This window comes from uncultured Microbacterium sp., assembly GCF_945952435.1.
Lineage (GTDB): Bacteria > Actinomycetota > Actinomycetes > Actinomycetales > Microbacteriaceae > Microbacterium.
In genome coordinates, this window is record NZ_CAMFHZ010000027.1 from 20,681 (window position 1) to 34,228 (window position 13,548).

Below are 13,548 nucleotides of genomic sequence, written 5' to 3' on the forward strand. Positions count from 1 at the left end.
GCCGCCCCGCGCGCTCACTCCAGCAGCACGAGCTCCTGGGTCGCCCTCGTCATCGCGACGTACCGATCCACGGCGCCCTCGATGCCGGATCCGAACGACGACGGATCCGCGATCACGACGAGGTCGAACTCGAGTCCCTTGGCCGTGACGGGCGTGAGCAGACGCACACGGGGGTCCGGGAGACCACGGTCGTCGAGGAAGGGCCGGTCGTCGCCGATCACGCAGGCCAGGCCCTCGGCGTGCCCGGCGAGCCAGGACGTGAGGATCGCGTCCCGCTCCGCGAGGGCCGCGACGCGGACCGGGATCCCGCTCGATCGCACCGACATCGGCACGTTCGCGTCGGGCAGCGCCGCGCGGATGACCGGCGCCGCAGCCTCCATGACCTCCTCGGGGGTGCGGTAGTTGATCCGGAGGCCGGCCTGCGTCACCCGCCGCACGCCCACGCGCGCGAGGCGCTCGGTCCACGTGCCGTCGAAGCCGTGACGCGCCTGTGCGCGGTCGCCGACCACCGTGAGGCTGTGCGAGGGCACCCGGCGCAGGAGCACCGCCCACTCCGCGTCGCTGAGCTCCTGCGCCTCGTCGACGACGACGTGCGCGAACGGCCCCGCGAGGGCGTCGGGATCCGGGCGCAGGCGCTCGGCCTCCTCGAGCAGCATCTCGCGGGCGCCGTCGCTGTCCGGCCCGAAGAAGAAGCCCGTGACCGCGCTCTCCTTGTCGTCGTCCGCGGCGAGGAGCTCGTCGATCACGCGGTCGCGCTGCTCCCGCTCTTCCGCGGTGACCGCCTCCTCGCGACGGCGCCGTCCGGAGGCCGCGGGATCGCCGATCCGAGCGCGCGCCGCGTCGAGAAGGGGCAGGTCCTGCCGGGTCCAGGCCCGCGGATCCTCCCGGTGCAGCGCCGCACGCTCCTGGGCGCTCAACCACGGCGCGCAGATCCGCAGGAACGCGGGAACCTCCCAGAGATCCGCGACCACCCCCGCCGGGTCCAGCATCGGCCACGCGGCGACGAACGCGCGCTGGAGCGCGGTGCTCTGCCGCAGCGCCCGGTCGAGCTGTCGCGGAGGGACGTCCTCGTCGGCGTTCTCCTCGACGAGCGCTCCGATGAGCGCCTCCCACACGACGTCACGGGCCTCGTCGTGCGGCGTGCCGGGCTCTGGCGCGTCGAAGGCCTCGACCCACGCGGCAGGCGGCACGACGACGTCGCGCCACGGCGTCTCGATCCACAGCGCCTCGGTCGGCGCGTGCTCGTGATAGCGCACGGCGGCCTCGACCGCATCGAGCAGACGCAGCCCCTCCTTCAGCCGTCGGGCGGTCGCATCCGCCTCGTCGGGCATTGCATCCCCCGCCCGCCCCTCGACCACGAGGTCCGCCAGCGTGCACACCCGTACGCCGTCCTCGCCGAGGCTCGGCAGCACGTCCTCGACATAGCGCAGATAGGGCTGGTGCGGACCGACGAAGAGGATGCCGCCCCGTCCGAGCCGCTGTTCGGCGTGCATGAGATAGGCGGCCCGGTGCAGCGCCACGACCGTCTTCCCGGTGCCGGGGCCTCCGTCGACGACGAGGGCGTCCCGGGAGGACGCGCGGATGATCGCGTCCTGATCCGCCTGGATCGTGCTCAGCACGTCGCGCATCCGCGGCGAGCGCGAGGCGCCGAGGCTCGCGATGAACGCGGACTGGTCGTCGAGCGTCGAGGTCGCATCGACTCCTGCCGCGAGGGTCGCGTCCGGATCGAAGACCTCGTCCCAGTAGTCGGTGACCCGCTGCGAGGTCCAGCGATAGCGCCGACGGCTGACCAGTCCCTGCGGATTCGCATGCGTCGCGGCGAAGAACGGCGCGGCCGCCGGAGCCCGCCAGTCGACGAGCAGGCGGCGTCCGGCGGCGTCGGTGAGACCGATCCGGCCGATGTAGACCGATTCCGCCTCGTCCTCCCCCGCGCCGTCGCCCTCCGTTGCCCGGGCGGGGTCCATGCGGCCCAGGCAGAGATCGACGCCGTAGCGGCGCAGCAGCTGCCATCGCGACGCGGAACGGTGGATCTCCAAATCGCGGTCGAGGGCCTCCTGCCCCGCCCGCACCCGCTGTCCGCGCAGGCGTCCGAGTCGCGCCTCGAGGGCGGAGGTCTCCGCGGCGAGGGCGTCGTGGATCGCGGCGAAGCGAGCGTCGTCCTCGGCGACGAAGGCGGGGCCGCCCTTGCGGGCGAGGGAGGGGGGAAGGGCGAAGAAGGACGAGGGGCGGCGGGGCCGCGAGAGGCGCGCGGGCACCTTATCCGGATCGGCTCCGGGGTCGTTTCCAGGGGCGATTTCACGGTCGGCTTCAGGGTCGGTCTCAGGGCGCACGGATCCTCCGATTCCAGGGCGAAGCCACCCAGTCTGCGCGCGCAGGGGGGTCTTGCCGCAAGCCCCACCCCCTCCGGTATCCTGGAAGTGCAGGGAGCGACCGGAGGCGGACCGCTCCCTTCGTCGTTCTCGCGGTGTTCCCCGGGGCACCCGACGCGCTCACCGCGGCGGACTAGCATCGAAGGGTTGCCCGCCGCCCCGGAAGGATCCGCATGCCCGTCTCCGATTCCGCCCGCGCCCACGTCGAGGATCTGGCCGACTTCGTCGCCGCCTCGCCGTCCAGCTACCACGCGGCGGAGGAGGTCGCCCGCCGCCTGGAGGCCCAGGGCTTCGTGCGGCTCGACGAGACCGCGGAGTGGCCTGCGCAACGGGGCGGCCGTTTCGTCGTCGTCCGCGACGGTGCTGCGATCGCGTGGATCGTGCCTTCATCGGCCGGCGCCACCACCCCCGTGCATGTGCTCGGCGCGCACACCGACTCCCCCGGCTTCAAGCTCAAGCCGCAGCCGACGACCAGCGCGAAGGGGTGGTTGCAGGCCGCGGTCGAGGTCTACGGCGGGCCGCTGCTGAACTCCTGGCTGGATCGCGAGCTGCGCCTGGCCGGACGGCTCGCGCTCGCCGACGGCCGCGTCGTACTCGCCGCGACCGGGCCGCTCCTGCGCCTCCCGCAGCTCGCGATCCATCTCGACCGCGGCGTGAACAACGGCCTGTCCCTCGACAAGCAGTACGAGACGCAGCCCGTGTGGGGCCTGGGCGAGGCGAGCGAGGCCGATCTCCTCGCCGAGCTCGCGGCGAGCGCGGGCGTCGACGCGGACGCCGTGCGCGGCTTCGACGTCGTCGTGGCGGACTCCGCGCGCGGTGCGGTGTTCGGCAGGGACGACGCGTTCTTCGCCTCGGGGCGCCTCGACGATCTCGCCTCCGTCCACGCCGGGGTCGTGGCGCTGGGCCGCCTCGCCGAGGCGGAACCGCAGGCGATCGCGATGCTCGCGGCCTTCGATCACGAGGAGCTCGGATCCGGATCCCGCTCCGGCGCCGCGGGGCCGATCCTCGAGGACGTGCTGGAGCGCGTCTACGCGGGCCTCGGCGCCGAGCAGTCCGATCTGCTCCGCGCCTACGCCGCGTCGTGGTGCCTGTCGAGCGACGTCGGCCACTCGGTGCATCCCAACTACGCCGCGAAGCACGACCCCGTCGTGCAGCCGGTGCTGGGCTCCGGGCCGATCCTCAAGCTCAACGCCAACCAGCGCTATGCGACCGACGCCGTGGGAGCCGCGGCGTGGCGCGGCTGGTGCGACGCCGCCGGGGTCGTCACGCAGGAGTTCGTCTCGAACAACGACGTCCCCTGCGGCTCGACCATCGGCCCGATCACGGCCACCCGCCTCGGCATCCGCACGGTGGACGTCGGGATCCCGATCCTGTCGATGCACTCGGCCCGCGAACTCGCCGGTGTGAGCGATCTGCACGACCTGGCCTCCGTCGCCGAGGCGTTCTTCCGCGGCTGAGGACGGCGCGTTGCAGCGCGCGTTTCGTCTCGCTCGCCTCCGGCGTGCTCGCTCAACGACCCCGGGGAAGGCGCTCCGGCGTGCTCGCTCAACGACCCCGGGGAAGGGGCGCTCCGGCGTGCTCGCTCAACGACCCCGGGGAAGGGGCGCTCCGGCGTGCCCGCGAACCCGAGCGCAGGGGGCGGGAGGGCGGGCGCGCAGGCAGCGGGTCTGGCGGTGAGCCGGCCGCAGGGCGGCGAGGGGACCGCGCGCCCGCCCTCCCGTCCCCGGAGCGGACTCAGACCCGGCCCGTTTCCGGAGACGCGCGCGTTTCGTCTCGCTCGCCTCCGGCGTGCTCGCTCAACGCCCCCGGGGAAGGCGCTCCGGCACGCTCGCTCAACGCCCCCGGGGAAGGGGCTCCGGCGCGCTCGCTCAACGACCCCGGGGAGGCCCCGCGCCTCAGCGCATCGTGTCGAGGATCCCGACGAGCTCTTCGAAGGTCGTGAGCGGATTGAGGATCGCGAAGCGCGTGTTCGTGCGTCCGGCGTGCGAGCTGGGCACGACGAGCGCGCGCTGCGACTGCAGCAGCTCGTCCGACCAGCGGTCGTAGTCGGCGCGCTCCCAGCCCTCGCGTTCGAAGACGACCACGGAGAGCTGCGGATCCCGCACCAGCCTGAGCTCGGGGCGGGAGGAGATCTCCTCGGCGATCCGGCGGGTGAGGGCGAGCGTCGCGCTCACGGCGGATCGGTAGGCGTCCACGCCGTAGGTCGCGAGCGAGAACCACAGGGGAAGCCCGCGGGGGCGCCGGGTGAGCTGGATCGAGTAGTCGGAGGGGCTGAACGCGTCCGTGTCGGTGAGGGTGTCGAGGTACTCGGCGTGCTGGGTGTGCGCCCGGCGTCCGTGCTCCGGGTCCCGGTAGAGCAGGGCGCAGCAGTCGAAGGGGGCGAAGAGCCACTTGTGCGGATCGACGATGAGGGAGTCCGCCCTCTCGACCCCCGAGAACCATGCCCGCGCCTCCGGGGCCAGCATCGCGGTGAGGCCGTAGGCGCCGTCGACGTGCAGCCAGAAGTCGAACTCGTCCTTGAGGGCGGCGATGCCCTCGAGGTCGTCGACGATTCCGAAGTTCGTGGATCCGGCCGTCGCGACGACCGCGAACACCGCGTCGCCGTGCTCCTCGAGTGCGGCGCGCACGGCGTCGGCGTGCAGCTTTCCGTCGTCTCCCGAGGGGACCGCCACGACATCGACGTCCATGATCCGCGCCGCGGACTTGTTCGAGGAGTGGGCCTCGATGCTGCAGACCAGCTTCCAGCGCGGCGGCAGCGCGCGCCCGTCGGCGAGCGCGGTCTCGCGCGCGTGCTCGCGGGCCGCGGCCAGCGCCGACAGGTTGCCGATCGTGCCGCCCTGCACGAAGACGCCGCCGGCGGTCGTCGGCAACCCGAACTCGGCGGCGAGCCACGAGAGCACCTCGTTCTCGGCGTGCACGGCCCCGGCCCCCTCCAGCCAGCTCCCTCCGTACAGGCCGGAGGCGGAGACGACGAGGTCGAACGCCATCGCGGCGATCGTCGGCGCGGTGGGGATGAACGACAGGTAGGCGGGATGGCTCGTGGTGAGGCACGCGGGCGCGAGGATGTGCTCGAACACGCTGAGCGCGCGCGGCGCCCCCAGCCCCTGATCGGTGATGGTGACGCCCGCGAGGCGGCGCAGCTCCGCCTCCGTCTGCGGCTTGTCCAGCGGCACGTCGGTGGCGAGCATCCGCCGGCGGGAGTAGTCGAGCACGGCGTCGACGATCGCGGCGGATTCGGGCGAGGCGGCATGCATGCGCGCGGCGTCCATGAGGGATCCTTTCGACCCGGAAGCCTCCCAGGCGCCCGGCCGCGAGCAGAGCGCCGGGCCGGATCGACGGGTCGCCTCATCGTATCGCGGGTCGTCTTCGGCAGGAACGCTCCCCTGAGAGGCTCCACCCTGCCAGGATGATGCCATGTCGACCACCACCGCCCCCGGATCCTCGACGCTCATCGAGAGCCGCGGGATCGAGATCATCCCCGAGTCCGAGCGCACAGCGCGCCCGCGCGACCTGTTCTGGCCGTGGTTCGCCGCGAACGTCTCCGTGTTCGGGATGTCGTACGGATCGTTCCTGCTCGGCTTCGGGATCTCCCTCTGGCAGGCGACGGTCGTCGCGATCGTCGGGATCGTGGTGTCGTTCGCGTTGTGCGGGCTCATCGCGATCGCGGGCAAGCGGGGTTCCGCACCGACGATGGTGCTGTCCCGGGCGGCGTTCGGCGTGCAGGGGCAGAAGATCCCCGGCATCGTCTCCTGGCTCACCTCGATCGGCTGGGAGACGTCGCTCACGATCACGGCGGTGCTGGCGACGACCACGGTCCTGCACGCACTCGGCTGGGTCGGCGCGGGCGGCGACGTGGCCGTGCACCTGATCGCGACGATCGTGGTCGCCGCGCTCATCGTCGCGGCGAGCGTTCTCGGCTACCACACGATCATGCGGCTGCAGTCGGTCCTCACGTGGCTGACCGGCGCGTTCACCGTGCTCTTCCTCGTGCTGACGTTCCAGAGCATCCACTGGGACACGGCGTTCTCCCGCCCCGACGGCACGCTCGCGCAGACGATCGGCGCCCTCGTCATGGTCATGACCGGGTTCGGGCTCGGCTGGATCAACATCGCCGCCGACTGGTCGCGCTATCAGAAGCGCTCCACCCCGGACGGCGCGATCGTGGCCTGGAACACGATCGGCGGCTCGGTCGCACCGATCATCCTCGTGTTCTTCGGCCTGCTGCTCGCGGGATCCGACGACAAGCTCGCCGCCGCCGTGGGGGCGGACCCGATCGGCGCGCTCGCCGGTCTCCTGCCCGCGTGGGCCCTCTTCCCCTTCCTCATCGTCGCGATCCTCACGCTCGTGTCCGGGGCGGTGCTCGGCATCTACTCGTCGGGCTTGACGCTGCTGAGCCTCGGGATCCGCATCCCCCGGCCCGCCGCGGCCGCCGTCGACGGTGTGATCCTCACGATCGGCACGATCGTCGTGGTGTTCTTCGCGCAGGACTTCATCGGGCCGTTCCAGTCGTTCCTGCTCACGCTCGGCGTCCCGATGGCGGGCTGGGCGGGCATCCTCATCGCCGACATCCTGCGCCGGCGCAAGGACTACGACGAGGCCGCGCTGTTCGATCCGCGGGGACGCTACGGCGCGTGGGACGCGACCTCGATCGTCACCCTCGTGGTCGTGTCGGTGATCGGCTGGGGTCTGGTCGTGAACTCGTTCGCCGAGGCCGCGCCCTGGAACAACTGGCAGGGCTATCTGCTGCCGCTCATCGGCGGCAAGGACGGCGAGTGGGCGTACGCCAACCTCGGCGTGTTCTTCGCGCTCGTGCTGGGCTTCCTCGTCACCTGGTTCGCGCGCGCGGCGAGGATCCGTCGGCAGGAGCAGGAGTGAGCGCTGCGGAAGCGCCCAGGGATCCGGACGCGCCCTGGCTCGTCGTCATCGACCCGCAGGAGATCTTCGCGTCACACCGGTCGCCGTGGGGTTCTCCGATGTTCCCCACGGCGTTCGCGAACATCCGTCGTCTCGCGGACGTCGCCGGGGACCGTGTGGTCGTGACGCGCTGGCTGCCGACCGCCGATCGCCGCACGTCCTGGGGCGACTACTTCGCTGCGTGGCCGTTCGCGGACGTTGCGGCCGACGACCCGCTCTACGCCCTGGTGCCCGAGGCCCGCCCGTTGTCGCCTGCGCCGACGCTCGACGCTCCGACCTTCGGGAAGTGGGATGCGCTGGCCGCCTTCCTCCCCCGCACGGCCCGCGGATCCGCCCCGATCGTGCTGACCGGCGTGTCCACGGACTGCTGCGTGCTCTCGACCGCGTTGGCCGCCGCCGATGCGGGCGCGAGGGTCACGATCGCGGCAGACGCGTGCGCGGGGTCCGATCCGGAGAATCACGCGGCGGCGCTGAGGATCATGGGCCTCTACCCGCCCCAGCTCACGGTGGCCGACACGGAGGCGGCGCTCCGGCTCCTCGCCCGCTGACCGTCGTCCGGCGCGCGGCGGGCGGACGTCAGCCGAGGATCGCCGCGAGCGCCCGCCGCGCGAGCGCGGCGCGGTCGTCCGGCGCCCACTTCACCAGGGAGTGCGCGTTCATGCCGTCGACCATGGCGAGCAGCAGCCAGGCGGCGCCGTCCGCCTGCGCGGCCGAGAGCTCGCCGGCCGCCACGCCCTCGGCGACGATCGCCTCCAGCTCCTGTTGCCAGTGATCCATCTCCTCCCGGACGCGCGCACCGAGCTCCTCGTTGCGCGCGCCGGCGGCCCAGGCCTGCACCCAGACGAGGGTGACGTCGTCGCGCGCGCCGTCGAGCAGGCTCGCGACGACGATCGCGAGTCGCGCGCGCAGTCCCCCGGTCTCGCGGGCCGCGGCGATCACCTCGGCACGCTCGGCACTCACGATCGTCCCGAACACCTCGGCGACGAAGGCGTCCATGCTCGGACGGTAGTGCGCGACGAGAGCGGGAGTCACGCCCGCCCTCGTCGCGACGGTGCGGACGGTCAGCGCCGCGATCCCGCCCTCGGCGGCGAGCGTGAGGGCGGAGTCCAAGATCGCCCGCTCCCTCTGTTCCGGCGCCATGCGTCGGGGGCGCGGGGTTGACGAGGTCTGCATAGTGCTCTAGCGTAGCGCTCATTGATCATCTGTTCAATAAGAACTCCGCACCCGAACGAGGAGCACCCGATGGCCTGGCGCATGCCGAGTGAGACCGCCCCGCACGACCGCACCTGGATGGCGTTCCCCGTGGAGGGGATCACCCTGGGCGACACCGACGCGCAGCGCGAGGAGGGCTACGCGACCTGGACGGCCGTGGCGCACGCGGTGGCCGAGTTCGAGCCGGTGTCGATCCTGGTCGATCCGTCCGAGCTCAGCCGCGCCCGGCGCATGCTGTCGTCGGAGATCACGATCGTCGAGGCCCCGGTGGACGAGTTCTGGATGCGGGACTCCGGTGCGACCTTCGTCGTGGACGACGAGCGGCCCGGTGTGCTCGGGGCCGTGGACTGGGTGTTCAACGGCTGGGGCGCTCCCGCCTGGGCGCGGTGGCACGACGCCGCCCAGCACGCCAGGATCCTCGCGGCCGAGACGGGCGCCGAGCTCGTCAGCTCGACCCTCGTCAACGAGGGCGGCGGGATCCACGTCGACGGCGAGGGCACGGTGCTGCTCACCGAGACCGTCCAGCTCGACCCGCGCCGCAACCCCTACCTCGACCGACAGCGCGTCGAGGCCGAACTGCGCCGCACGATCGGCGCCACGCACGCCGTGTGGCTCCCACGGGGCCTCACTCGCGACTACGACGAGTTCGGGACGAACGGCCACGTCGACATCGTCGCCGCGATCCCCTCCCCCGGACGGATCCTGTTGCACGCGCAGCAGGATCCCGAGCACCCGGACTTCGAGGTGTCCGCCGCACTGCGCGCCCACCTGGGCGCCCAGCTCGACGCGGCGGGTCGCCCGTTCGAGATCGTCGATCTGCCGGCGCCGTCCACCCTCCGCGACGAGGAGGGCTTCGTGGACTGGAGCTACGTGAACCACCTCGTCACGAACGACGGTGTCGTCGCATGCGGCTTCGGCGACGACGCCGCGGACGCGCAGGCCCGCGAGATCCTCGCCGACGCCTACCCGGGTCGCCGGGTCGTGACCGTCGATGCCCGCCCGCTCTTCGACCGCGGCGGCGGGATCCACTGCATCACGCAGCAGCAGCCCTCCCTCACCGCCGCGCGCTGAGCGCGAACCAGCCCCACCCTCCCCGTCTGTTTGCGCCGAACCGTGGCGTTGCGCCTCTGAATCGCACGGTTCGACGCACACAGACGCACTCCCGAAGGATCCACCATGTTCGACGTCGTCGAAACCCCCATCGCCCGCCTCCGCGAGGCCCTCGAGAGCGGGGAGACCACGTCCGTCGCCCTCGTCGATGCGTACCTCGCCCGGATCGACGCCTACGACGGCCCTGGCACCGCAACCGCGCTCAACGCCCTCGTCGTGCGCAATCCCGAGGCGCACGACGAGGCGCGAGCCGCCGACGAGCGCCGTGCGCGCGGCGAGACGCTCGGCCCGCTGGACGGCATCCCCTACACGGCGAAGGACAGCTATCTCGTCCGAGGGCTCACCGCGGCAGCGGGTTCCCCCGTGTTCGCGGAGCTGATCGCCCAGCGCGACGCCTTCACGATCGAGCGCTTGCGTGCGGGCGGGGCGATCTGCCTCGGCCTGACGAACATGCCGCCGATGGCCAACGGCGGCATGCAGCGCGGCGTCTACGGTCGCGCGGAGAGCCCCTACAACGCCGACTTCCTCACGGCCCCGTTCGCCTCCGGCTCCTCCAACGGATCCGGAACGGCCACCGCCGCGAGCTTCGCGGCGTTCGGCCTCGGCGAGGAGACGTGGTCCAGCGGCCGCGGTCCCGCCACGAACAACAGCCTGTGCGCGTACACCCCGTCGCGCGGCGTGATCTCCGTGCGCGGGAACTGGCCCCTGGTGCCGACGATGGACGTGGTCGTGCCGCACGCGCGCACGATGGCGGATCTGCTGGAGGTCCTCGACGTGATCGTCGCCGACGACGCCGAGACCCGCGGCGATTTCTGGCGCGCGCAGCCGTGGATCCCGCTGCCCCCGTCCTCCACCGTGCGGCCGACGTCCTACCCGGCGCTCGCGGACGACGCAGGCGACGCCCTCGCCGGGCAGCGGATCGGGATCCCTCGGATGTACATCAACGCGGATCCCGAGGCGGGCACCGGCGTCCCCGGTGGCATCGGCGGCCCGACCGGGCAGCGCATCGAGACACGTGCGTCGGTCGTCGCGCGGTGGGAGCGGGCACGCGCCGACCTGGAGCGTGCGGGCGCGGAGGTCGTCGAGGTCGACTTCCCCGTCGTCTCGAACTACGAGGGGGATCGGGCGGGGGCGCCGACGATCCTCACCCGCGGGCTGGTGCGCCCGGAGTTCCTCCGGCACGAGATCGTGGACCTGTCCGCGTGGGCCTGGGACGACTTCCTCGCCGCCAACGGCGACCCCGCGCTCTCCCGTCTCGCCGACGTGGACGGCGCGCAGATCTTCCCCCATCCCGAGGGGGCGCTGCCCGATCGCTACACCGGTTTCGAGGACGACATCGCGGAGTATCCGGACTGGGTGCGCGAGCATCCCGATGCCACGATCCTGACGATCCCCGAGCTCGAAGCGGGGCTGCACGGCCTCGAGGAGACCCGCCGCGTGGATCTCGAGCGGTGGATGGACGATCTCCGCCTGGACGCGGTGGTCTTCCCCGCCGTCGCCGACGTGGGACCGGCGGACATGGACGTCGACGAGGCGTCCGCGGACCTCGGCTGGCGCAACGGCACGTGGATCGCGAACGGCAACCTCGCGATGCGCCATCTCGGTATCCCCAGCGTGACCGTGCCCGCCGGGACGATGGACGACATCGGCATGCCCATCGGACTCACCTTCATCGGCCGCGCCTACGACGACGGGAAGCTGCTGCGCATCGCGGCCGGCTTCGAGCAGATCGGCGCCGAGGGCGATCGCCGGGTCGCCCCGCCGCGCACGCCGCGACTCTGAGCGCACCGGGCCGGAGCGGCACGGCTGTCCGTAGCGGCACGGCTGATCGGGGCGCGGCGGATCGGAGCCTGGCACGCCGCGACGGGACTGTGTTTCGGCAGATGTCACTCTGTCTTCGCCGGCGGAAGATCGCGACGTAGCCTGATCGGACCGATCCCGTGAGGAGACCCATCGTGACCACGCCCCGCATCCGCCTTTCGCCCCTCGAGGTGCGTGAGCGTGCGGCGTGCATGTGCGACCACGGCGACGTCTGCTCCTCCTTCGCCCCGGGGCATGCTCTGCACCTGATCCAGTCCCGCCTGGCGGCCGCGACGACGGCCGGCTGGGCCGACGCCCTCGTGACCGGAGTCGATCGCGGGCAGGGCCTCATCGAGGTGCGGACGCTCGACGGCGACGCGCTCGTGCTCTGGAACGCCGGCGGCGCCGCGCTCGAGGTCGCGCCGGGCCAGCCCGTCGCCGTCCACACCCGCTGGGACGTGCTGGCGATCGGCTCACTGCGCTACAACGTCGCACGACGCTGAGTTCGCTCGCACGGAGCGACCTTTCATGGCGGCAGCCGACGGCCCGCTGAACCGCTGCTCCGCGGACGGCGTGCCGAACCCGGGCACGCCTCGGGGCCACGACGGCGACAGCGCGTCGCGGCCCCGAAGAGCGTCGGACGTCAGCGCCGCAGCTCGTGAATGAAGCCCTCCACATGCTCCTGAAGTCGGAGGATGCGCAGGTCGCGTGCCGTCTCACGGTCGTAACCCTCGTACGCGAGCGGAGGCAGACGCCGCACGTTCGCGGAGCACCCGAAGTTGGCGCAGATGAGGACACCGAGCGTGTCTCCGTTGCGACCCGCGGGGCCGGCCTTCTTGGCCGCGAAGAACTGCACGTCGTTGCGGAGCGTGACGTCCTCGCACCAGGAGCACTGCGCGCGAGCGCTCGTACGCTGCTCCGCCTGCTGCAGAAGCACCGTCACGGGGCCGTCTGACGTGTGGGCGGACACGTACGCGCGGCGCGGCATCTTGGGATCGGACCAGCCGAGGTAGTCGAGCCGGGTGAAGTCGGTCTCGCCGAAGCCCTGCGGGAGATTCGCCGTGGAGGCCTCCTTGCGAGAGGCGTTGAGGAAGGACGCGCGAAAGGCGCGCTCGTCGATGGGAAGCATGTCTGGTTCTCTTTTCGAGACGTCCGCACCCGCGGTAGCGGGCAACGGAGGAACGGTGGTGGTGATCACCATGAAGGAGTGACGCCTCCCGCCGCACAGGCGGGATCTGCGATCTCGCAGACGCGCGCGGAATCCGCGCGGGCACGACGATCAGCCGACGATCCCGAGGATCCTCGGCCCGGGGCGTCAGCCTCTGCCGCCGGCGCGAAGTGCGCCGGCGACCCCCTTCAGCGCCTCCAGGGCGCCCGATACGACAGACATGCTTCGATCCTACGCGGCTCGACCGGGACGTGGGCCGTGGGCCGGCTCGCACGCGCCGGTCGGGCCGGAACTCGTCAGGCGGCCATCGAGTCCCGCAGCGCCATGCACGCGTCCATGCACGCCTTGCAGGAGGCGGCGCACATCCGGCAGACCTCGCTCATCTCCGCGTGCGGCATGCACATGTCCAAGCACATCTGGCACATCGCCATGCACGCGTCGAGCATCGACATCATGACCGCCGGGGTCATCCCCTGCATCCGCAGCATCGTGCGCATCATGGTGTTGCACATGTCCGCGCAGTTCATGCACGACGGGGCGCAGTCCATCATCTGCGTCGAACAGATCGTGCAGGCCTGCTCACAGGCCGAACACGCATCCATGCAGGCCTGCATGAGCGACATGTCCATCGTCATGTCGTCGGCCATCATGCCCTTCATCGAGTCCATCATCATCGAATCCATCAGAGGCTCCTTCGTTCCGCGGACGGCGGGCGAGGGCCCGTCAGACGCCAGCGTAATCCGCCGCACCGCATCCGTCGATGGCGCGGGGGGACGTCCCGCTCCGCCCGGGGCACCGGCCTCCGACCGCGCAGCGACCGCGAATCCCGCCGCGGAGCGGCGGAGGTCGCGGGCCCGGCGCGGAGACGAAAAAGGCCGCCCCGTGGGGCGGCCTTTTCTCTCGAAGAAGACTACTCGAATGCAGAAAGGCCACCCATCGTTGGGTGGCCTTTCTGGTAAAGGAAGTCCGGCGGTG

At 72.0% G+C, this 13,548-nt stretch carries 11 protein-coding genes; 7 read left to right on the forward strand and 4 right to left on the reverse strand.

Annotation, left to right across the window (positions count from 1 at the left end; translation table 11 throughout):
• Positions 1-14 precede the first annotated feature (14 nt).
• The gene (gene helR, locus Q0P88_RS13090) at positions 15-2,255 is read right to left on the reverse strand and encodes an RNA polymerase recycling motor ATPase HelR (RefSeq protein WP_295014808.1); all 2,241 of its coding nucleotides are present in this window, start codon (positions 2,253-2,255) and stop codon (positions 15-17) included.
• A 287-nt stretch (positions 2,256-2,542) separates the two neighbouring features.
• On the opposite strand from helR, the gene Q0P88_RS13095 reads away from it, so the two are divergent.
• Positions 2,543-3,826, forward strand: coding sequence for a M18 family aminopeptidase (locus Q0P88_RS13095; RefSeq protein ID WP_295014809.1), 1,284 nt, complete (start codon positions 2,543-2,545; stop codon positions 3,824-3,826).
• Between the two features lie 438 nt (positions 3,827-4,264).
• Here Q0P88_RS13095 and Q0P88_RS13100 read toward each other — a convergent pair whose 3' ends face one another.
• Entirely contained in the window at positions 4,265-5,638 is a 1,374-nt protein-coding gene (locus tag Q0P88_RS13100; protein ID WP_295014810.1) for an aminotransferase class I/II-fold pyridoxal phosphate-dependent enzyme, read from the reverse strand.
• 145 nt (positions 5,639-5,783) lie between these two features.
• Here Q0P88_RS13100 and Q0P88_RS13105 point away from each other — a divergent pair, with 145 nt between their 5' ends.
• Positions 5,784-7,244, forward strand: a complete 1,461-nt coding sequence (locus Q0P88_RS13105) for a cytosine permease (RefSeq protein ID WP_295014811.1) — start codon at positions 5,784-5,786, stop codon at positions 7,242-7,244.
• Positions 7,241-7,831: a cysteine hydrolase family protein gene (locus tag Q0P88_RS13110; protein WP_295014812.1), complete on the forward strand. Its 591-nt coding sequence runs from the start codon at positions 7,241-7,243 to the stop codon at positions 7,829-7,831. The genes Q0P88_RS13105 and Q0P88_RS13110 overlap by 4 nt, the downstream gene beginning before the upstream one ends.
• Positions 7,832-7,859: 28 nt before the next feature.
• Here Q0P88_RS13110 and Q0P88_RS13115 read toward each other — a convergent pair whose 3' ends face one another.
• Complete coding sequence (locus Q0P88_RS13115; protein ID WP_295014813.1) at positions 7,860-8,456, reverse strand: TetR/AcrR family transcriptional regulator; 597 nt, start codon at positions 8,454-8,456, stop codon at positions 7,860-7,862.
• Between the two features lie 69 nt (positions 8,457-8,525).
• Here Q0P88_RS13115 and Q0P88_RS13120 point away from each other — a divergent pair, with 69 nt between their 5' ends.
• The 3 genes from Q0P88_RS13120 to Q0P88_RS13130 all read left to right on the forward strand — a co-directional run bounded on the left by Q0P88_RS13120 (position 8,526) and on the right by Q0P88_RS13130 (position 11,908).
• On the forward strand, positions 8,526-9,566 hold the full coding sequence (locus Q0P88_RS13120) for an agmatine/peptidylarginine deiminase (RefSeq protein ID WP_295014814.1): 1,041 nt from the start codon (positions 8,526-8,528) through the stop codon (positions 9,564-9,566).
• A 105-nt stretch (positions 9,567-9,671) separates the two neighbouring features.
• Positions 9,672-11,387: an amidase gene (locus Q0P88_RS13125; RefSeq protein ID WP_295014815.1), complete on the forward strand. Its 1,716-nt coding sequence runs from the start codon at positions 9,672-9,674 to the stop codon at positions 11,385-11,387.
• 173 nt (positions 11,388-11,560) lie between these two features.
• Positions 11,561-11,908, forward strand: a complete 348-nt coding sequence (locus tag Q0P88_RS13130; protein WP_295014816.1) for a hypothetical protein — start codon at positions 11,561-11,563, stop codon at positions 11,906-11,908.
• A 140-nt stretch (positions 11,909-12,048) separates the two neighbouring features.
• Here Q0P88_RS13130 and Q0P88_RS13135 read toward each other — a convergent pair whose 3' ends face one another.
• Positions 12,049-12,534, reverse strand: a complete 486-nt coding sequence (locus Q0P88_RS13135) for an FBP domain-containing protein (protein WP_295014817.1) — start codon at positions 12,532-12,534, stop codon at positions 12,049-12,051.
• A 375-nt stretch (positions 12,535-12,909) separates the two neighbouring features.
• Between Q0P88_RS13135 and Q0P88_RS13140 the strand changes: the two genes are divergently transcribed.
• Positions 12,910-13,548, forward strand: a 639-nt coding sequence (locus Q0P88_RS13140; protein ID WP_295014818.1) for a hypothetical protein, incomplete at its 3' end; no start/stop codon positions are given.